The 20,243-nt window shown below is 68.6% G+C and carries 20 protein-coding genes; 3 read left to right on the forward strand and 17 right to left on the reverse strand.

Annotated features, from left to right (window positions below; genetic code table 11):
* Window position 1: 1 nt before the first annotated feature.
* The 4 genes from ctaD to MTS1_RS03625 form a co-directional block, all read right to left on the reverse strand.
* Window positions 2–1,768: a cytochrome c oxidase subunit I gene (gene ctaD / locus MTS1_RS03610; protein WP_023951516.1), complete on the reverse strand. Its 1,767-nt coding sequence runs from the start codon at window positions 1,766–1,768 to the stop codon at window positions 2–4.
* Entirely contained in the window at window positions 1,768–2,676 is a 909-nt protein-coding gene (gene coxB, locus MTS1_RS03615; RefSeq protein WP_023951517.1) for a cytochrome c oxidase subunit II, read from the reverse strand. Before coxB ends, ctaD begins: the two co-directional genes overlap by 1 nt.
* A 109-nt stretch (window positions 2,677–2,785) precedes the next feature.
* Entirely contained in the window at window positions 2,786–3,145 is a 360-nt protein-coding gene (erpA, locus tag MTS1_RS03620; protein ID WP_023951519.1) for an iron-sulfur cluster insertion protein ErpA, read from the reverse strand.
* A gap of 98 nt (window positions 3,146–3,243) precedes the next feature.
* A complete protein-coding gene (locus tag MTS1_RS03625) occupies window positions 3,244–4,638 on the reverse strand; it encodes a dipeptidase (RefSeq protein WP_023951520.1) in 1,395 nt (464 codons plus the stop codon).
* Window positions 4,639–4,685: 47 nt separating this feature from the next.
* On the opposite strand from MTS1_RS03625, the gene MTS1_RS03630 reads away from it, so the two are divergent.
* Window positions 4,686–5,255, forward strand: a complete 570-nt coding sequence (locus MTS1_RS03630; protein WP_023951522.1) for a DUF3043 domain-containing protein — start codon at window positions 4,686–4,688, stop codon at window positions 5,253–5,255.
* Here the strand turns inward: MTS1_RS03630 and MTS1_RS03635 are convergent.
* From MTS1_RS03635 to dnaE, 5 genes are read right to left on the reverse strand one after another with little or no spacing between them, the layout of a single operon-like run.
* Window positions 5,230–6,273: a quinone-dependent dihydroorotate dehydrogenase gene (locus tag MTS1_RS03635; RefSeq protein WP_023951524.1), complete on the reverse strand. Its 1,044-nt coding sequence runs from the start codon at window positions 6,271–6,273 to the stop codon at window positions 5,230–5,232. The genes MTS1_RS03630 and MTS1_RS03635 overlap by 26 nt on opposite strands.
* An 11-nt stretch (window positions 6,274–6,284) precedes the next feature.
* Entirely contained in the window at window positions 6,285–6,767 is a 483-nt protein-coding gene (nrdR, locus tag MTS1_RS03640) for a transcriptional regulator NrdR (RefSeq protein WP_023951526.1), read from the reverse strand.
* Window positions 6,768–6,779: 12 nt separating this feature from the next.
* Window positions 6,780–8,078 carry a histidinol dehydrogenase gene (gene hisD, locus MTS1_RS03645; RefSeq protein WP_023951528.1) on the reverse strand — a complete coding sequence of 433 codons (1,299 nt, stop codon included), beginning with the start codon at window positions 8,076–8,078 and terminating at the stop codon, window positions 6,780–6,782.
* Between the two features lie 31 nt (window positions 8,079–8,109).
* Entirely contained in the window at window positions 8,110–9,411 is a 1,302-nt protein-coding gene (locus MTS1_RS03650) for a hypothetical protein (RefSeq protein ID WP_023951530.1), read from the reverse strand.
* 49 nt (window positions 9,412–9,460) lie between these two features.
* The gene (gene dnaE / locus MTS1_RS03655) at window positions 9,461–12,979 is read right to left on the reverse strand and encodes a DNA polymerase III subunit alpha (RefSeq protein ID WP_023951532.1); all 3,519 of its coding nucleotides are present in this window, start codon (window positions 12,977–12,979) and stop codon (window positions 9,461–9,463) included.
* A 47-nt stretch (window positions 12,980–13,026) separates the two neighbouring features.
* Here dnaE and MTS1_RS03660 point away from each other — a divergent pair, with 47 nt between their 5' ends.
* Both MTS1_RS03660 and MTS1_RS03665 read left to right on the forward strand, forming a co-directional pair.
* Window positions 13,027–13,500, forward strand: a complete 474-nt coding sequence (locus MTS1_RS03660; protein WP_023951534.1) for an NUDIX domain-containing protein — start codon at window positions 13,027–13,029, stop codon at window positions 13,498–13,500.
* A complete protein-coding gene (locus MTS1_RS03665; RefSeq protein ID WP_023951536.1) occupies window positions 13,497–14,099 on the forward strand; it encodes a cyclodeaminase/cyclohydrolase family protein in 603 nt (200 codons plus the stop codon). Before MTS1_RS03660 ends, MTS1_RS03665 begins: the two co-directional genes overlap by 4 nt.
* 33 nt (window positions 14,100–14,132) lie before the next feature.
* Here MTS1_RS03665 and MTS1_RS03670 read toward each other — a convergent pair whose 3' ends face one another.
* The 8 genes from MTS1_RS03670 to MTS1_RS03705 form a co-directional block, all read right to left on the reverse strand.
* Window positions 14,133–15,053: an RluA family pseudouridine synthase gene (locus MTS1_RS03670; RefSeq protein ID WP_023951537.1), complete on the reverse strand. Its 921-nt coding sequence runs from the start codon at window positions 15,051–15,053 to the stop codon at window positions 14,133–14,135.
* Window position 15,054: 1 nt separating this feature from the next.
* Window positions 15,055–15,633, reverse strand: a complete 579-nt coding sequence (gene lspA, locus MTS1_RS03675) for a signal peptidase II (protein WP_023951539.1) — start codon at window positions 15,631–15,633, stop codon at window positions 15,055–15,057.
* A gap of 3 nt (window positions 15,634–15,636) precedes the next feature.
* Entirely contained in the window at window positions 15,637–16,215 is a 579-nt protein-coding gene (locus MTS1_RS03680; protein ID WP_023951541.1) for a DivIVA domain-containing protein, read from the reverse strand.
* Between the two features lie 121 nt (window positions 16,216–16,336).
* The gene (locus MTS1_RS03685) at window positions 16,337–16,639 is read right to left on the reverse strand and encodes a YggT family protein (protein WP_023951543.1); all 303 of its coding nucleotides are present in this window, start codon (window positions 16,637–16,639) and stop codon (window positions 16,337–16,339) included.
* 6 nt (window positions 16,640–16,645) lie between these two features.
* Window positions 16,646–17,104, reverse strand: a complete 459-nt coding sequence (locus tag MTS1_RS03690) for a cell division protein SepF (protein ID WP_023951545.1) — start codon at window positions 17,102–17,104, stop codon at window positions 16,646–16,648.
* A gap of 31 nt (window positions 17,105–17,135) precedes the next feature.
* Window positions 17,136–17,822: a YggS family pyridoxal phosphate-dependent enzyme gene (locus tag MTS1_RS03695; protein ID WP_023951547.1), complete on the reverse strand. Its 687-nt coding sequence runs from the start codon at window positions 17,820–17,822 to the stop codon at window positions 17,136–17,138.
* 12 nt (window positions 17,823–17,834) lie between these two features.
* Window positions 17,835–18,986 (reverse strand): cell division protein FtsZ, encoded by a 1,152-nt coding sequence (ftsZ, locus tag MTS1_RS03700; RefSeq protein WP_036304959.1) that lies wholly within the window; start codon window positions 18,984–18,986, stop codon window positions 17,835–17,837.
* A 221-nt stretch (window positions 18,987–19,207) separates the two neighbouring features.
* Window positions 19,208–20,242: an FtsQ-type POTRA domain-containing protein gene (locus MTS1_RS03705; RefSeq protein ID WP_023951551.1), complete on the reverse strand. Its 1,035-nt coding sequence runs from the start codon at window positions 20,240–20,242 to the stop codon at window positions 19,208–19,210.
* Window position 20,243: the final 1 nt, after the last annotated feature.

Here is a 20,243-nt window from a genome sequence, read left to right on the forward strand (position 1 = left end):
CTTACTTCACCTCTCCATCAGCGACATCCACAACCGGTGCATCGGGCGCGTCCTTCGCGGGACCCACGCCGACCGGGATGGCGGCCTCGGGGTGGTTCAGGTCGAACGCCGGACGCTCGCTGCGGATGCGCGGGATCGACGTGAAGTTGTGCCGCGGCGGCGGGCAGCTCGTCGCCCACTCGAGCGACGCGCCGTAGCCCCACGGGTCGTTGACCGTGACCTTGGGAGCCGTGCGCGAAGTGATCCAGACGTTCAGGAAGAACGGGATCATAGACGCGCCCAGGATGATCGCACCGATTGTCGAGACCTGGTTCTGCCAGGTCCAGCCGTCCGCAGCCGAGTAGTCGGCGTAGCGACGCACCATGCCGTCGACGCCCAGCCAGTGCTGGATGAGGAAGGTCATGTGGAAGCCGATGAACAGCATCCAGAAGTGCACCATGCCGAGGCGCTCGTTGAGCATCCGTCCGGTCCACTTCGGCCACCAGAAGTAGAAGCCCGCGAACATCGCGAACACGACCGTGCCGAACACGACGTAGTGGAAGTGAGCAACCACGAAGTACGAGTCGGACAGGTGGAAGTCGAGCGGCGGCGACGCGAGGATCACACCGGTGAGACCACCGAAGACGAACGACACGAGGAAGCCGAGGGTGAAGACCATGGGCGTCTCGAACGTGACGGAACCCCGCCACATCGTGCCGATCCAGTTGAAGATCTTCACACCCGTCGGAACCGCGATGAGCATCGTCATCAACGCGAAGAAGGGCAGGAGCACTGCGCCCGTGACGTACATGTGGTGCGCCCAGACGGCCACCGAGAGCGCGGCGATCGCGATGGTCGCGTAGATCAGCGTCTTGTATCCGAAGATCGGCTTGCGGCTGAACACCGGAAGGATCTCCGAGACGATGCCGAAGAACGGCAGCGCGATGATGTACACCTCGGGGTGGCCGAAGAACCAGAACAGGTGCTGCCAGAGCAGCACTCCGCCGTTCGCCGGGTCGTAGATGTGCGAGCCGAGAACGCGGTCGGATGCCGCCGCGAAGATCGCCGCCGCGAGCACCGGGAACGCCATCAGGATCAGGATGCTCGTGACCAGCGTGTTCCACGAGAAGATCGACATCCGCCACATCGTGAGGCCGGGCGCACGCATCGTGATGATCGTGGTGATGAAGTTCACGGCGCCGAGAATGGTGCCGAAACCGCTCATGCCGAGGCCGAGCATCCAGAGGTTTCCGCCGGCACCCGGCGAGAATGTCGCGTTGGCCAACGGCTGATACGCGAACCATCCGAACGAGGCGGCACCCTGCGGGGTGAGGAAGCCCGAGATCGCGATGATCGATCCGAACAGGAACAGCCAGAAGGCGAACGCGTTCAGACGCGGGAAGGCGACGTCGGGCGCACCCAGCTGCAGGGGCAGGATCGCGTTGGCGAAGCCGGCGAACAGCGGCGTCGCGAACATCAGCAGCATGATCGTGCCGTGCATGGTGAAGAGCTGGTTGTACTGCTCCTTCGTCGGCACGATCTGCATGCCGGGCTCGAAGAGCTCAGCACGGATGATGAGCGCCATCACGCCGCCGAGGAGGAAGAACATCACCGAGGCGATGAGGTACATGTACCCGATCGTCTTGTGGTCGGTGGAGGTGATCCACTTGACGATGATGTTGCCCTTCTGCTCGACGCGAGATGCGCTGAGCAGTGCCGCCTGGCGCGGCGGCAGGGTCGTGGGGCGGCCTGCGGGCTGTTCGCCCTGGAGCGGAAGTGTCGTGGCCATCAGTGGCTTCCCTCGCCGGAGTCGTCGGTGACCGCGCCCGTTCCCGGAGCGTTCTGGAGGCGGTCGTATGCCTTGTTGATGTCACCGGTCTGGCCGCTGACGCGCAGCGACTCGAGGTAGTCCTCGTACTCCTGCTCGGAGACGACCTTGACGTTGAACAACATCATCGAGTGGTACTCACCGCACAGCTCGGCGCACTTGCCGGCGTACGTTCCCTCGCGGGTGGGGACGAAGGACCACGAGTTGGTGTCGCGGTGCGGGTACATGTCCTTCTTGTAGAGGAAGTCGATGACCCAGAACGAGTGGATGACGTCGCGCGACTGGAGGTTGATCTTGACCTCCTTGTTCACCGGCAGCACGAGCGTCGGCAGCGCTGCCTGGTCGACGTTGCCCTCGGCGTCGGGCTGCGCCTGCACGCCCATCGTCCAGACGGCGTCGGCGTTGTCGGAATCCTCGCCGTTGTACTGGAAGTCCCACGCCCACTGCTTGCCGATCGCGGTGATCGACACGTCGGGGTCGTCGTACTGCGTCTCGAGGATCGACTGGTCGCGCGCCGTGAAGGCGAAGAAGCCGATCACGAGGATCAGCGGCACGATCGTGTAGAAGATCTCGATCGGCATGTTGTAGCGCAGCTGGACCGGCAGGCCCGTCTGGCCGCGACGGCGGCGGTACGCGATGGCGGCGAAGGCCATGAGGCCCCACGTCAGAACACCGACGGCGAGGAGGACGATCCAGGAGTTCACCCAGAGCCCCGACACCATCTCGGTGCGGTTGGTCGCCTGCGTACCGTCATCGGTGAAGCCGGGAAGGTAGCCGTTCAGCTCCGTCGGTGTACAAGCTGCGAGGGAGACTGCCGTGACGATCCCGAGCGGGATCACGGCCCAGCGGAGGCGGCGTTTGAAGCGCACAGTGCACCTTTCCGGGACGAATGGTTCGACCTTCAGTCTAGGGCAAGCTTTCACCCTATTCAGGCCATCCATTCAGGATGTCGGAGACGGGGAGTGTCGCGGGCAGGGCTCAGTGGAAGCTGTCGCCGCACGCGCACGAGCCCGCCGCGTTGGGGTTGTCGATCGTGAAGCCCTGCTCCGAGATCGTGTCCTTGAAGTCGATCGTGGCTCCGTCGAGGTAGGGCACCGACATGTCGTCGACGATGACCTCGACCCCGTCGAAGTCGACGGCCTTGTCACCGTCGAGAAAGCGCTCGTCGAAGTAGAGCTGGTAGATCAGTCCGCTGCATCCGCCGGGCTGAACGGCGACGCGCAGTCGCAGGTCGTCGCGGTTCTCCTGCGAGAGGAGGCTCTTCACCTTGAGCGCCGCCTCATCGGTCAGCGAGACGCCGTGGGCACGGACGGTGTCGGACGTGGCGATGTCGGTCATGATTCTCCCGAGGTCTCGGGCCGCAGGACATGCGGCCGGTGCCACGATTCTACGCGTGAGCACCGGCCGCGGGTCGGCCCGAGACGACGTCGTGATCGTCAGCGCGAACCGGCATCCAACCGTTCGAGCAGCAGGGCCTCGGAGACGAGGGCGTGCCGGAAGGTGTCGAGGTGGAGCGATTCGTTCGGGCTGTGCGCACGCGCGTGCGGGTCCTCGACCCCGGTGACGAGGATCTGCGCCGCCGGGAACTCGCGCACCAGGTCGGCGATGAAAGGGATCGATCCGCCGACGCCGATGTCCACCGGATCGACGCCGTACCCCTCCGCGAGAGCTGCCCGCGCGTGCGCGACCGCCTCGCCCGTGGTGTCGACGAGGAAGGGATTGCCGGTCTCGATGTCTCGGAAGGTCAGTTCCGCGCCGAACGGCGCGTGGGCTCGCAGATGCGCCTCGATGGCCCGGTACGCGTCCTCAGCGGACTGTCCCGGCGCCACACGCGCAGAGAGGACGACCGAGACCTCGGGGCTGAGCGTGTTCGACGCGTTGCGAACGCTCGGGGCATCGATGCCCGTCACGGTGATGGAGGGCTTGTTCCAGATGCGCGAGAGGATCGTCCCCGATCCGATCGGCGAGACCCCGGACGGGAGACCGGCCTCGGAACGGAGCGTCTCCTCCGAGTACTCCGGCGTCTCCGCGTCGCGCGCGGTCAGACCCTCGACGGCGACGCCGCCCTCATCGTCCCAGAGCGTCGCGAGCAGCTTCACGGTCGCCAGCATGGCGTCGGGGACCGCTCCCCCGAACATGCCCGAGTGCGACGCGTGCTCGAGTGTGCGGACCGTCATGGTGAAGCGGGCGTTTCCACGCAGCGACACGGTGAGCGCGGGCGTCTTCGCATCCCAGTTGCCCGAGTCGGCCACGACGATGACGTCAGCGCGCAGCGCGTCGGCGTTCTGGGACAGGAACGCGGCGAAGGATGCCGAGCCGGCCTCCTCTTCGCCCTCGATGAAGAGGTTCACCCCGAGATCGAAGTCCTGGCCTGCCGCCTCGACGAGCGCGCGCAGGGCACCGATGTGCGCCATGACCCCGGCCTTGTCGTCGGCGGCACCGCGCCCGTAGAGCCGACCGTCTCGGACGGTGGGCTCGAAGGGAGCGGACTCCCACAGGGCCTCGTCGCCGACCGGCTGGACGTCATGGTGGGCGTAGAGCAGGATCGTCGGCCGTCCGTTCCGAGCGGCTCGGGTCGCCAGCACCGCCGGCATCCCCTCTTCGCCCGTCTCGGGCACCGTCGCGGTCGCGACCTCGACTCGATCGAAGATGCCGAGCCCGCGCGCCAGCTCGGCGACGGCCTCGGCGCTGCGCTCGACCTCGGCCCGGTCGAACCCGGGGAAGGCGACCGACGGGATCCGCACGAGGGCGCCGAGATCGGCGAGGGCGGCGGGGACGGCGGACAGGGCGGCGTCGCGCACAGCGGCGGACCGAGGAGATTCGGAGGTCATGCGGGTAATCTTAAGAGGCACGTTCGTCGCAGAACCCGAGGATCCCCGTGGCCAAAACTCCCGCTGCCCCCGCTCCGGACGACGCCGACCAGGCGTCGACGGGCACCGGCAAGAACCGTCCCACTCCCAGCCGCGCCGCCCAGGAGGCGGCTCGCAAGCGCCCGCTGGTGCCCGACACCAAGGAGGCGAAGGCGCGTGCCCGTGCCGAGCTCGCCGAGCGCCGCGACAAGGCGCGGATCGGCATGGCCAACGGCGACGAGCGGTACCTCCCGGTGCGCGACAAGGGTCCGCAGCGGCGATTCGTCCGCGACTACATCGATGCGGGCTGGCACCTCGGAGAGCTCGTGATGGGCGCGATGGTGCTGGTCATCATCGTCACTTTCCTCGGGTCGAACGCCGTGACCTTCTACGCGTTCATCGCGCTGTGGGCATTCATCCTGCTCGTCATCGGCGACATGGTCATCACCAGCATCCGGGTGAAGAAGGCCGCCCGCGCGAAGTTCGGTGCCGAGCGGATGGAGAAGGGGCTCGGCTGGTACGGCGCGATGCGTTCCATCCAGATGCGCTTCATGCGGCTTCCGAAGCCTCAGGTCAAGCGCGGTCAGCGCCCCGCCTGAGCTCGACGAGCCCGCGGTTGATCTGCCGCGCCCACAGCGGGCCGCGGTAGATGAACGCGGTGTACCCCTGAACCAAGTCGGCACCCGCCGCCAGCCGTTCCTGCACGTCGGCGGCGGTCTCGACTCCCCCGGCTGCGATGACGCAGAACTCCCGCGGCACCGCCGAACGCACCAGACGCAGGACCTCGAGAGCGCGGCGACGCAGCGGCGCACCCGAGAGCCCGCCGGCGCCGATCCGCTCGATCGTCGCCTCGTCGGCGAGGAGTCCGTCGCGCGAGATCGTCGTGTTCGTGGCGATGAGACCGGCCAGGCCGGCATCCACAGCCATCTCGGCGATGGCGGTCACTTCGTCGTCGGCCAGGTCGGGCGCGATCTTCACCAGCAGCGGCGTCGCTCCCGCCGCGTCGCGCACGGCCTCGAGCAGGGGACGCAGCGTCTCGACCGCCTGCAGCCCGCGCAGGCCGGGAGTGTTGGGTGACGAGACGTTGACCACGAGGTAGTCGGCCTCCGGCGCGACCAGCCGTGTGCTCTCGACGTAGTCGGCGGTCGCGTTCTCGACGTCGACGACGCGGCTCTTGCCGATGTTCGCGCCGACGACGGCGTGAGTGTTTCCGCGTCGAAGACGCCGCAGACGGGATGCCGCCGCGCTCGCGCCCCGGTTGTTGAAGCCCATCCGGTTGATGAGCGCGCGGTCCTGGATCAGACGGAACAGGCGGGGGCGGGGGTTGCCGTCCTGCGGCTTCGCGGTTACCGTGCCGACTTCGACGTGGCCGAAACCGAGCGCTCCGAGGCCGCGCACCATGACTGCGTTCTTGTCGAATCCGGCTGCGACACCGAACGGCGAGTCGAACACGAGACCGAGGGCTTCGGTGCGCAGAGACGGGTCAGGGCGGGTGAGCGCCCGGGCCACGATCGAGAACGGCGGGATGCCCAGCAGACGGATGACCGGCACCACGAGGTGGTGCGCGGTCTCGGGCTCCATGCGCGAGAAGACGGTGCGGAAGATGAACGGATACATCGCCGTCCAGCCTAGAGCGAGGTCGAGCCCTCCGATGTCCGCGCGGCGACGTGGTCGGCGCGCAGCTGTTCGATCGCGGCCTCGAAGTCCTCGAGGGTGTCGAACGCCTGGTAGACGCTCGCGAACCGCAGGTAGGCGATCTCGTCGAGGTTGCGGAGAGGTCCGAGGATCGCGAGGCCGATCTCGTTCGTGTCGATCTGCGACGAACCGGTCTGACGCACGGCCTCTTCGACCGCCTGTGCGAGCACGGCGAGGTCGGCCTCGGTCACCGGCCTGCCCTGGCAGGCCTTGCGTACGCCAGACATCACCTTCTCGCGGCTGAACGGCTCGATGACGCCCGACCGCTTGATGACGTTGAGGCTCGCCGTCTCGATCGTGGAGAAACGGCCGCCGCACTTCGGGCACTGACGCCGGCGGCGGATGCTGAGACCGTCATCACTCGTGCGGGAGTCGATGACGCGGGAATCGGGATTGCGGCAGAAAGGGCAATGCATGACGAGCCCAGATTACGCGTCGAACCGCGCCGACACGGCTTCGCCGTGCGCGGGAAGCTGCTCGGAGTCGGACAGGGCGAGGATGCCGTCGTGCACGGCACGCAGGGCTTCCCGGTCGTAGGAGATGACCTGCTGCGATCGTAGGAAGGTCGCCGCGCTCAGCCCTGCGGCATAACGCGCCTGTCCCCCGGTCGGCAGGACATGGTTGCTGCCGGCCAGGTAGTCGCCGAGACTCACCGGCGTGTGCGGGCCGACGAACACCGCACCCGCGTTGACGTACTCATCGGGGCGCGGGTCACGCAGGTGCAGCTCGAGGTGCTCGGGCGCGTAAGCGTTCGAGAACGCCGCTGCGGCCGGGATGTCGTCGACGAGGACGATGGCGGACTGCGGACCTTCCAGAGCGATCGCGACACGCTCGGCGTGGCGGGTCGCGGCTGCGCGGGCTGCGACCCGCTCCGCGACGGCCTCGGCCAGGCCGGGCGAGTCGGTGACCAGGACGGCGGCAGCCTGCTCGTCGTGCTCGGCCTGGCTGACGAGATCAGCGGCTACGAGGTCGGCGTCCGCCTCCCCGTCGGCGACGATGAGGATCTCAGTGGCACCCGCCTCCGAGTCGGTGCCGACCACACCGGCGACGACGCGTTTCGCGAGCGCTACGAAGTTGTTCCCCGGTCCCGAGATGACATCGACGGGGTCGAGCCCGAGCGAGCCGACGCCGTACGCGAAGGCGCCGATCGCCCCCGCGCCTCCCATCGCGTAGACCTCCGAGATGCCGAGAAGGCGCGCGGCCGCGAGGATCACGGGGTGGATGCGTCCGTCGTGGTCGCGCTGCGGTGGAGATGCCAGCGCGACCGTCTGCACGCCCGCGACCTGCGCGGGGACGACGTTCATCACGACACTGGAGGGATAGACCGCCTTGCCCCCGGGGACGTAGACCCCGACGCGACGCACGGGACGCCACCGCTGCTCGACCCGCGCCCCCGGACCGAGCTCGGTCACGCGGTCCGGCGGGATCTGGGCAGCGGAGGCCAGCCGCACGCGGCGGATGGACTCCTCGATCGCAGCCCTGACCGCCGGCGAGATGGCCGCCAGCGCCTCATCCAGGTGCTCGGCGGGAACCCGCACGGAGTGACCTTCCACACCGTCGAAGCGTGCCGCCTGCTCACGGAGCGATGCTTCTCCGCGAGCGGCGACGTCATGGACGATCTCGGCTGCGGTGGCCAGGGCGAGCCCACGGGCGGCCTCTGCCCGGGGAACGGCGGCGAGCAACTCGGCGGGCGTCAGACGACGGCCGCGAAGATCGATGGTGCGCATCGTTCCAGGCTAGCGCGCGGTCACGGCGGACTCAGCCGCGCGTGACATCGCTGGTGTCGTGGAGATAGCCGACGCGACCGTCCTCGTGACGGACCACGAAGACCTCGCCGCGGTCCTCGATGACGAGGGCCCACGCCGTCGGACCGATCCGGAAGAGCGGCGAACCCATCTCGTCGAGGACATCGCGCTCGTCCGGGGCGAGCGCCCAGAACGCCTGGGGTGCGGCGACGGGCTCGATGACCGTCGTCGCACCGGTGTCGAACGGCTCCGCGGCGTCGGCCGGTGCCGACTCGGACACACCGGAAGACACCGGAGCCTCTGCCGCAACGGCGTTGCCGGCCGGAGCGGCGTAGCCGGTGTACGCGGGGTTGCCGGCGCCAGCTGCATACGCCGATCCGCCGTGCGACGCACCGGTGTGCGGGGCGGGCCGGGCGGATGCCGGCCGGGCGACGACCGGACGCGTCGCGCGCGCCACCCGGTGCGCAGGCGATTCGGGCCGGTGCGCGAAATCGTCGCCGAGGACGGGAAGGTGGGGCGCGACGACGGTGAGCACGACACCCGCCAGAGCCAGGATCACCTCGACCCACACGACCCAGCTCGCGAGGAACACGCCCGACTGAGCGAGACCCGCGAACGAGCTCCAGATGATCCCGAGCCACACGGTGGCGGAGACCGAGAACGCGACCGACGCGAACTGGTCGATGCCGAGAGAGCCGACACGGCGGATGCCCTGCGGGGAGAAGCGGCGCAGCAGCACCAGGAAGACCGCGACCGTGGGCACGCCGATCGTGAGGATCCAGTCGATCCCCGCACCCCACACCGACACCCCGGCTCCGAACCGGCCGTACACGGGGAAGAACGAGCAGATGAACGCGACGGCCCAGACGCCGGCGAGGGCGACCTCGCGGATCGAGAGCGGACCCACCCCGTACTGCGGCGGCGCCTCCCCCGACGTGCCCGCGGCGGACTGCGCGCTGCGCTCGTCCGATCCGGGAGCAGCCGTGGTGTGTCCGGGCGCGGCGGAGGCGTGCTCGGACGATGCCGGCGTCTCCGCTGCGCCGTCGGCGGCAGCGTGCTCGGCAGGAGCGTCCTCCGCGGCGGTGTGCTCCGCGGCGGCGTGCTCGGCGGACTCGTCGATCACGACGGGCTCGACGGCGGACTCGTCGATCACGACCACCGCATCCGGTGCGGGCGCGAACGCGTCCGAAGCGGCGTCGGTCTGCGTGCCGTCGACCTCGTCGGCGGCCGTGGTCTCGTGTGCCGACTCGGCAGCGCCGGGCGCTGCGTCCTCGGGACGGCCGTCGTCGGAGTGGATGTTCTTCTCGTCGGTCACGATGTTCCCTTCGTCGCGGCGGTTGCGCTGCGGTGGAATCCTACCCGGCTCAACCCAGACACTGAGGTCCCAGAAGTCCCTTGAGTTCACCGTAGAGATCGGGGGTGACGCGCACCGGATGCGGTACCTCGAAGACCTTCGCGGTACCGGCTCTGTGAAGCTTGAGCGAGACCTCGGTCTCGCCACTGTGGCGCCGCAGGACGGCCGCCAGCTCGCCGATCGTCGATTCCGTCGCCCGCTGCTCCGGAAGCAGCAGCACGAGCGGCCCCGCGGCATCGAACGAACCGAGGTCGGGAGAGAAGGCCGACTGACCGTGGAGGTTCAGCCCATCGTCGCGACGCGACACCCGTCCTCGGACGACGAGGATCGAGTCGGCCACCAGCATGCTCTGGAACTCCGTGTAGGTCTTTCCCATGAACATCACGGTCACCTCACCGTCGAAGTCCTCGACGGTGATCATGCCGTAGGGATTGCCGCTCTGCTTCGCCACGCGATGCTGCACGCTCGTCACGAGCCCGGCGACGGTGACCTGATCGCCGTCCTGGACGTCTTCCGAAGCGAGCAGGTCGTGGATCGACGTCGACGCGTGCTTGGCCAGCGGTATCTCGAGTCCGGCCAACGGGTGGTCGGACACGTAGAGCCCGAGCATCTCGCGCTCGAAGGCGAGTTTGTCCTTCTTCGTCCACTCGGGGCGTTCGGGCACCTTGGCCGGCATCACCTCTTCGGCCTCGTCGTACAGGCTGTCGAAGTCGAATCCGATCGCACCGGTGGCGGCCTTGCGCTTGGCGTCGACCGCCGCTTCGACCGCATCCTCGTGGATCTCCATGAGTGCGCGGCGGGTCGATCCGAGCGAGTCGAAGGCCCCAGCCTTGATGAGGGACTCGACGGTGCGCTTGTTGGCGACGTGGAGCGGGACCTTCGTGAGGAAGTCGTGGAAGCTGACGTAGTTGTCGTCGGCGCGCGAGGCGATGATGCCGTCGACGACGTTCGCACCGACGTTGCGGACCGCGCCCAGGCCGAATCGGATGTCTTCACCGACGGCGGCGAAGTATCGGATCGACTCGCCGACGTCGGGCGGCAGTACCTTGATGCCCATGCGGCGGCACTCGTTCAGGTACACCGCCATCTTGTCTTTCGAGTCGCCGACGCTCGTGAGCAGGGCGGCCATGTACTCGGCGGGATAGTGAGCCTTGAGGTAGGCCGTCCAATACGAGACGAGCCCATAGGCGGCCGAGTGCGCTTTGTTGAAGGCGTAGTCGGAGAACGGGAGCAGGATGTCCCAGAGCGCCTGGATCGCGCCCTCGCCGAAGCCGCGCTCCTTCATACCGCCCGAGAAGCCCTCGTACTGCTTGTCGAGCTCGGACTTCTTCTTCTTACCCATCGCGCGGCGGAGGATGTCTGCTTGTCCGAGCGAGAAGCCAGCGACCTTCTGAGCGATCGCCATGACCTGCTCCTGGTAGATGATCAGGCCGTAGGTCGTGTCGAGGATGTCGCGCAGCGGCTCTTCGAGCTCGGGGTGGATCGGCGTGATCGGCTGCAGGCCGTTCTTCCGCAGCGCGTAGTTCGTGTGCGAGTTCGCGCCCATGGGTCCCGGGCGGTACAGCGCGATGACAGCCGAGATGTCCTCGAAGTTGTCGGGCTTCATCAGGCGGAGCAGCGATCGCATCGGCCCGCCATCGAGCTGGAACACCCCGAGCGTGTCGCCGCGGGTGAGCAGATCGTAGGCCGGGCGGTCGTCGAGGGCGAGATGCTCGAGGTCGAGCTCCTCACCCCGGTTCATGCGGATGTTGTCGAGCGCATCCGAGATGATCGTGAGGTTACGCAGCCCCAGGAAGTCCATCTTGATCAGACCGAGCGTCTCGCACGACGGGTAGTCGAACTGCGTGACGATCTGACCGTCCTGCTCGCGACGCATGATCGGGATGATGTCGAGGAGCGGTTCCGACGACATGATGACGCCGGCCGCATGCACGCCCCACTGCCGCTTCAGGCCTTCGAGCCCGAGAGCGCGGTCGAACACGGTCTTCGCCTCGGGATCGGTGTCGATCAGGGCGCGGAACTCGCTGGCCTCCTTGAACCGTGGGTGGTCCTTGTTGAACATGCCGTCGAGCGGCATGTCCTTGCCCATCACGGCCGGCGGCATCGCCTTGGTGAGCTTCTCGCCCATGCTGAAGGGGAAACCGAGCACGCGCCCGGCATCCTTCAGCGCCTGCTTCGACTTGATCGTGCCGTAGGTGACGATCTGCGCGACACGCTCGGAGCCGTACTTCTCGGTCACGTACTCGATGACCTCGCCGCGACGACGGTCGTCGAAGTCGACGTCGAAGTCGGGCATGCTGACGCGGTCGGGATTGAGGAATCGCTCGAAGATGAGACCGTGCTCGAGCGGATCGAGGTCGGTGATGCGCATCGCGTACGCCACCATCGAGCCGGCGCCCGACCCGCGCCCGGGGCCGACGCGGATGCCGTTGTCCTTCGCCCAGTTGATGAAGTCGGCGACGACGAGGAAGTAGCCCGGGAAGCCCATCTGCAGGATGATGCCCGTCTCGTACTCGGCCTGCTTGCGCACCTTGTCGGGGATGCCGCCGGGGTATCGGTAGTGCAGCCCGGCCTCGACCTCTTTGACGAGCCAGCTGTCTTCGGTCTCGCCGTCGGGCACCGGGAACCGCGGCATGTAGTTGGCCGAGGTGTTGAACTCGACCTCGCAACGCTCGGCGATGAGCAGGGTGTTGTCGCACGCCTCGGGGTGGTCGCGGAAGAGCTGCCGCATCTCCTGCGCGGTCTTGATGTAATAGCCGTCGCCGTCGAACTTGAAGCGGTTCGGGTCGTCGAGCGTCGATCCGGACTGCACGCAGAGCAGCGCGGCGTGAGCATCGGCCTCGTGCTGATGCGTGTAGTGGGAGTCGTTGGTCGCGACCAGCGGGATGTCGAGGTCTTTCGCCAGCCGCAGCAGGTCGGTCATCACCCGACGCTCGATCGACAGGCCGTGGTCCATGATCTCGGCGAAGTAGTTCTCCTTGCCGAAAATGTCCTGGAACTCCGCCGCCGCGGCGCGAGCGGCGTCGTACTGGCCGAGACGGAGCCGGGTCTGCACCTCCCCCGAGGGACATCCCGTCGTCGCGATGAGCCCCTTGCCATAGGTCTGCAGCAGCTCGCGGTCCATGCGCGGCTTGAAGTAGTAGCCCTCCATGCTCGACAGCGAGCTCAGCCGGAAGAGGTTGTGCATGCCCTCGGTGCTCTGGCTCCACATCGTCATGTGGGTGTAGGCGCCGGAACCCGACACATCGTCGCTCTTCTGCTCGGGCGACCCCCAGGCCACGCGCGACTTGTCGCTGCGGTGCGTTCCCGGAGTCACGTACGCCTCGAGACCGATGATCGGTTTGACCCCCGCCGCCTGGGCGGCGCGGTAGAACTCGAAGGCGGCGAACGTGTTGCCGTGGTCGGTCACCGCGATCGCCGGCATGCCGTAGTCGGCCGCCGCCTGGGTCATGGCCGCGATCTTGGCTGCACCGTCGAGCATCGAGTACTCGCTGTGCACGTGCAGATGAACAAAGGAGTCGGATGCCACCAGACGAGTCTACGTTCGGGCTCGGACACCGGTCCTAGGCTGGGCCCATGGCCACTCCCGACTTCGTCCTCGATCTGCGCGAGAAGATCGGCACCGCTCCGCTGCCGCTCGTAGGGGTGACCGCCGTGGTGTTCCGCGACGAGAAGGTGCTCTTGGGCAAGCGAGCCGACAACGGCAGCTGGCAACCCGTGTCGGGCATCGTCGATCCCGGCGAGGAGCCCGCCGACGCGGCGGTGCGTGAATGCCTCGAAGAGGCCGGGGTCGTCGTCCGCGCGGAACGGCTCGCGCTCGTGCACCAGGTCCCCCGCATCGTCTATGCCAACGGCGACCAGGTCGACTACCTCGACCTGGTGTTCCGCTGCTCATGGGTCTCGGGCGACCCGCATCCCGCCGACGGCGAGCTGACCGAGGTCGGGTTCTACGACCTCGGGCAGATGACCGACGTGGCGCCCGAGCACGTCCGTAAGATCGCCCTGGCGGTCGCGGAGGACGACCCGGCGACTTTCCGGGGCGGGCGGTGACCTCGCGCGTCGCCCTGGGCGACCTGCTCGACGCCCTCGCGCGCGATCAGGGCGATCCGGGCGGTGGCGCCGCCAGCGGCGTCATCACCGCCGTCGCGGCCGCGCTCGCGCAGATGGTCAGCCGCTACAGCTCCGCAGAACCCGCCGCCGCCGGTATCGACGCGCGGCTCGCCCGCCTTCGCGACGCGGCCGTCGCCGCAGCGGAACGCGACGGGCGGGCGTCGGGTGCCCTCGGCGCCGCGCTCCGTCCGGTCTCGGGTGACGACCGCGGCAACCGCGACCGGCGCATCGTCGAGGCGGCGGCCGGCGCCATCGAGACGTCCGCTGCTCTCGGCGAGATCGCTCTGGGCGTCTGGGCGGAGGTGCGCCTCCTCGCCGACGTGGGCAATCGCCACCTCATGTCGGATGTCGCGGTCGCCGCCGACGCCGTTGCGGCCGGACTCGGCGGCGCGGCGACGAACCTGATCGGCGGCCTCGCCCTCGTCGCGGCGCACGGCGACCCGGGACCCGTCGAAGCCGCTCACGGCGATCTGCGCGATCGGCTCCTCGCGGCACGCCGTGAGGCCCGCGGCCTCGCCGACCGCCTCGCCGAGGAGTGACCGCACGAGGGCCGGCGCACGCCAGCCGGCGGGTCAGTCGCCCCTGAGCGTCTCGAGAGCCCGCGCGAGGTCGGCCGGGTAAGGCGACGTGAAGCTCGACCACTCCCCCGACACCGGATGGTCGAAGGCGAGCCGATGCGCGTGCAGCCACTGGCGGGTCAGTCCGAGGCGAGCCGACAGCGTCGGGTCGCCTCCGTAGAGCGGGTCCCCGACGCACGGATGCCGGTGCGCGGCCATATGCACGCGGATCTGATGCGTACGTCCCGTCTCGAGGTGGATCTCGAGCAGCGAGGCACCCGGGAACGCTTCGAGCGTCTCGTAATGGGTGACCGAGTCCTTGCCCGCCGGGGTGACGGCGAACTTCCACGAGTGCGAGGGATGGCGTCCGATCGGAGCGTCGATCGTGCCGGCGAGCGGGTCGGGGTGCCCCTGGACCACGGCGTGGTAGATCTTCTCGACCTCGCGCTCCTTGAATGCGCGCTTGAGGGCGATGTAGGCCCGCTCGCTCTTCGCGACCACCATGAGCCCGCTCGTGCCGACATCGAGCCGGTGAACGACGCCCTGGCGCTCGGCGGCGCCGGTGGTGGCGATGCGGTAGCCGGCGGCGGCAAGCGCCCCGAGCACGGTCGGCCCGTCCCACCCCAGCGAGGGGTGTGCAGCGACACCGGCGGGCTTGTCGACGACGACGATGTCGTCATCGTCGTACACGATGCCGAGGTCCGGTACAGCGACCGGGACGATCTGCGCCTCGGCACGCTCTTCCCAGAACACATCGAGCCATGCGCCTGCGACGAGCTTGTCGGATTTCGCGAGCGTGCGTCCGTCGAGTGTCACCCCGCCCGCGGTCGCCACCTCTGCGGCGAAGGTGCGCGAGAATCCGAGCAGCTTGGCCAGTGCGGCGTCGACACGGACACCGTCGAGTCCATCGGGAACGGGCAGTGCGCGCTGGGGCATCTCAGCGATCCGTGACCGTGGCAGTCGGCTCGTCCGCCGCGTCGTCGGCGTTTCGGCGCTCGCGCGAACCGTCGAAGCGGATGCCGACGACGACGAGTACGGCGACGGAGATCATCATCGTCACGATGAACATGTCGGCGACGTTGTAGATCGCCGAGGGGAACCACAGCCACATCCACGGGGTATGGATGAAGTCGATGACGTGCCCGACGAGGAATCCGGGTTCACGCAGCAGGCGGTCGGTGAGGTTCCCGAGCACGCCTCCCAGGAGCAGACCGAGGACGATGGCCCACGACCGCGCACGGACCCGGCGGACCGTGAGCACGATCACGACGACGGCGACGGCCGCGAGCGCGAGCGTGAAGAGCCAGGTCACGCCTGTGCCGAGCGAGAACGCGGCGCCGGGGTTCTTCGTCAGATAGAGCTGGAAGAACTCGCCGAGGACGGGAACCTCCCGCTGATACGGCAGGTTCTCAAGGGCGAGGTACTTCGTGAACTGGTCGGCGGCCAGCACCACTGCCGCGAGAATCGCGACGAGGGCACCGGCCGCCGGACCGTTCAGACGCTTGCGCGACGCCAAGGATTACGCGCCGGCCGAGACGCCGGTCGTGTCGAGGTCGCGGAGCTTGCTCTCGATGAAGCCCCGGAGCTGACCACGGTAGTCCTTCTCGAACTGCTGCAGCTCGGAGATGCGACCCTCGAGCGACACGCGCTCGGCCTCGAGGCGCGCCACCTCATCGCGGCCACGGGCCTCTGCCTCGGAGATGATCGATGCGGCCTGGGCCTGCGCGTCGGCGATGAGCTTGTCGCGCTGGGCCTTGCCCTCGGCGACGTGCTCGTCGTGCAGGCGCTGCGCCAGCTCGATGATGCCGGCGGATGCGGCGGCCGGGGCCATGTCGCCGGCCGGGGCAGGCTGCTCGACGGCCGGAACCGGCGCGGGCACCTCCTCGACGACGGCGTCGTCGGTGGAAGCGGCGGCGGGGGTCTCACCCGACTCGTAAGCGGCGAGCTTCGCCTTGAGCTCTTCGTTCTCGGCGATCGTCTTGCGCCATTCCACGACGATCTCGTCGAGGAAGTCGTCGACCTCGTCGGGGTCGAATCCTTCCTTGAAACGCACGTGCTGGAACTGCTTGGTGACGACGTCTTCAGGGGTCAAAGCCATGGTGTTGTCCTCTTTCAGGGCTCACGACGCGGGCCGGTCAGCCGGCACCCGCCGCAGCGGGCCGTACCCACCCAGCATAGTCCGACGCCTTCGCGGCCGCGACGATCCCGCCGCGACCGCCTCAGGCGAAGGCGATCACGCGGGTGATCGACAGCAGGATGAAGCACGCCAGCATGGTGAGCGGGAATGCCAGATCGATTGCGATGACGCCGAGTCTGATCGGAGGGATGACGCGGCGCAGTGTCTTGATCGGGGGGTCCGTGATCGTGTAGACGACCTCGGCGAGCACGAGGGTGAATCCCCTCGGGCGCCACTCCCGGTTGAACAGGGGGATGTACTCCAGGATCAGTCGGACGAACAGAACGAGGATGTACAGCAGGAGAGCGAAGTAGACGAGTGCGGCGAGCAGCCGTACGACATCCACGTCAGGTCACTGCGCGAACGGCGCCGCCTCAGGCTCAGCCTGAGCCACAGCGCCGTCGCCGGAGACGGCGATGTTCTCGGGCGAGAGCAGGAACACCTTGCTCGTCACGCGCTCGATGCGGCCGTAGAGGCCGAGGGACAGACCGCTCGCGAAGTCGATGAGCCGGCGCGCGTCGGCGTCGCTCATCTGCGAGAGGTTGATGATCACCGGCACACCCTCGCGGAAGTTCTCGGCGATGACCTGCGCGTCGCGGTACTGCTTGGGGTGGACGGTCAGGATCTCACTGACGGTGCCCGTGGTGGGCTGACGCACGACCGCCGGCCGGTGCAGGGGGGTCACCGGCGCGGCCGGCTTCTCGACAGGCTTGTCACGGCGGGCCTGCTGCTCGGCCTGCGGCTCTTCGTACATTTCTTCCTCATCTGCGAGGCCCAGGTAAACCATGGTCTTCTTCAGCGGGTTCGACATCGCATCCTCCGTTTGCTCGTCTGTTCCGAGGCTATCCGCGGTCCGGGCGCGGTCCCGTGATTGCCGATCCGATCCGCAGGTGTGTCGCACCGGCGGAGATCGCTTCGACGAAATCGCCGGTCATCCCGGCGGAGATCCAGGTCGCGTCGGGCGCGACGGAGCGCAAGACGTCCGACGCCTGCGCGAGACGGGCGAAGGCCGATGCGGGCTCCTCGCCGAGCGGGGCGACGGCCATGACGCCGCGAACGCGCAGGCTCGGGCAGTGCTCCACGATGTGCGCTGTCAGGGACTCGACACCGGCAGGCGCGACGCCGCCACGACCGGGGTCGTCGGTCAGGTTCACCTGCACCAGCACGTCGAGCGGCTCCCCCTCGGGATCGGCGCTGTGCAGCGCGTCCGCGATGCGTGAGCGATCGACGGAATGGACGGCATCCGCCGCCGCTCGCACCGCGCGCGCCTTGTTGGTCTGCGCCTGACCGATGAAGTGCCAGCGCATCCCATCGAGCGCCGGAAGCGCTGCGCGCTTGGCGCTGAGCTCCTGCTGCCGGTTCTCCCCTACGTCGCGCACGCCGAGGTCATGGAGCTGAGAGATGAGCTCCGGCGGGTGGAACTTGGTCACGACAATGCGGGTCACCTCGTCGGGCGCGCGACCCGACGCCCGCATCGCAGCGGCGATGCGGGCGTCGACGTCGGCGAGCCGTTCGGCCAGGTCCGGCATGGGGCGATCGGCCTACTTCAGGAAGTCGGGGATGTCGAGGTCGTCATCGCCGAAGACCGAGTCGTATGACTCGCTCTTGGCCGACACCGGCACCGTCTCCTTGGCCTCGCGGCGCTCGGAGGGCTCGGATGCCGCGGCCTCCTCAGCCGGGATCTCGGGGAGGACCGGCGGCGCCGACGGACGCGCGGCCGCGATCGGCTCGATGCGAGCCTGCGGCTCGCCGCCGTCGAACCCTGCCGCGATGACCGTCACGCGCACCTCGTCGCCGAGCGTGTCGTCGATGACCGTACCGAAGATGATGTTCGCCTCGGGGTGCGCGGCCTCCTTGACGAGCTGAGCCGCATCGTTGATCTCGAAGATCCCGAGGTTCGAGCCACCCTGGATCGAGAGCAGCACACCGTGGGCTCCCTCGATCGAGGCTTCGAGCAGAGGCGATTCGACGGCGAGCTCGGCGGCCTTGATCGCGCGATCGGCGCCGCGGGCGGAGCCGATGCCCATGAGCGCCGAACCGGCTCCCTGCATGACCGACTTGACGTCGGCGAAGTCGAGGTTGATGAGACCCGGGGTCGTGATGAGGTCGGTGATGCCCTGGACACCGGCGAGGAGCACCTGGTCGGCGGTCGCGAAGGCCTCGACCATCGAGATGCCGCGATCGCTGATCTCGAGCAGGCGGTCGTTCGGGACGACGATGAGGGTGTCGACTTCTTCCTTGAGCTTCGACACGCCGGCCTCGGCCTGGCTCTGGCGCCGACGACCCTCGAAGGAGAAGGGCTTCGTGACGACACCGATCGTCAGCGCGCCGATCGACTTCGCGATGCGCGCCACGACGGGCGCGCCACCGGTGCCGGTTCCACCACCCTCGCCGGCGGTGACGAACACCATGTCGGCACCCGCGAGCGCCTCCTCGATCTCTTCGGCGTGGTCTTCAGCCGCGCGACGTCCGACCTCGGGGTCGGCGCCGGCACCGAGCCCGCGCGTCAGCTCACGGCCGACGTCGAGCTTGACGTCTGCGTCGCTCATGAGGAGCGCCTGCGCGTCGGTGTTCACCGCGATGAACTCGACACCCCGCAGCCCCAGCTCGATCATCCGGTTGACGGCATTGACGCCGCCACCGCCCACACCGACGACCTTGATCACCGCGAGGTAGTTCTGGTTCTGGCTCATGCCGGCCTCCATCTCGTCCCGAACCCTGCTCGTAAACCTTCAACCTCACGTAGAGGTTTAAAGAATTGCCGGGTATGCAATTCCTGAGTTGAAGCTACGCACTCATGGACTCACCCGGCGGACGTGAGCGGCGTGTCGCGACATCCCGCGTTTCTCGGCTTCGAACAAGGGCGCGCAGACCGTCGTGGCGCCTGGCCCGCGCGGAGCCGATCGGCGGCGGCTCAGCGGACGACGGCCGCCTGCGGCGACGAGACGTCGTAGCCGGAGGCATCCGCTCGCGCGTTCATCAGCGCTTCGAGTGCCTGGACCTTCTTGCCGGAATCAGACGGCCCGCCCCAGACGACCGAACGGCCGTCGGCGAGCGTCAGGGTCACGTCGTTGGGCGTTGTCGCCGACAGGACGGTCACCTGGGACCGCAGCGAATCCGGCAGGGATCGGAACACCTGGCCTGCAGCGGCGAAGGTGCTGGAGGACAGACCGCCCTCGACCTCGAGGAGCGGCTGTCCCGCGGGCGGCTCGGGGGTCGTCGAGAGGGCGACCCCGGCCGCGTCGACGAGCGTGTAGCCGGCCTCGCCCTGCACGGCGCCCACCGGCGTCCGCTCGACGATGCGCACCACCAGCTCATGCGGGGGCCTGGCCTCGAGACTGTAGGACTCGACCAACGGGAACGAGACCAGCGCCGCCTTGACGGCGCTCTCGTCGACGAGGGGCATCGGCGTGCCCACCTGACCCGCCAGCGCCGTCTCCACGGCCGCCGCATCGAGCTGCGAGGTGCCGACGATCGTGATGCGCTCGACGGCGAACAACGGGCTGTAGGCGGCACCGATCGACCCGAGGACGAGCGCGACCAGCACGCCCGCGGAGACCAGCCAGATGCGTCTGCGCCGGCGTTGGCGTGCCGTGAAGCGCCGCACCTCGCGGCGGAGCGCACGCCGACGCGCACGCGCGGCGCCCCAGAGGTCGCGCGCCGTGAGCGGGCGATCCGCGGCGTCGGCGTCCGCGGCATCCGGAGGCGGCGTCGTGGGCTCCGCTCGCGCCGGAGGGTCGAACGGGATGATCGGGGCGATTCCGTAGTCGCGGCCGCGCTGGTGCCACAGTTCCTCGACGGGCTCGGTCCGCGTCGAGTCCGGTGAGGCGACCGCGGTCCCGTCGCCCGCGTCCTGCCCCGCAGGGGCGCGACGCTTCGCGGATGCGCCTGCGCCGTCCTGACCGCCGACGGGCCGTGACGAGGGCGGCAGCGGACTCGGGCGGCGCACC

The sequence above is a fragment of the Microbacterium sp. TS-1 genome (assembly GCF_000509385.1).
Lineage (GTDB): Bacteria > Actinomycetota > Actinomycetes > Actinomycetales > Microbacteriaceae > Microbacterium > Microbacterium arborescens.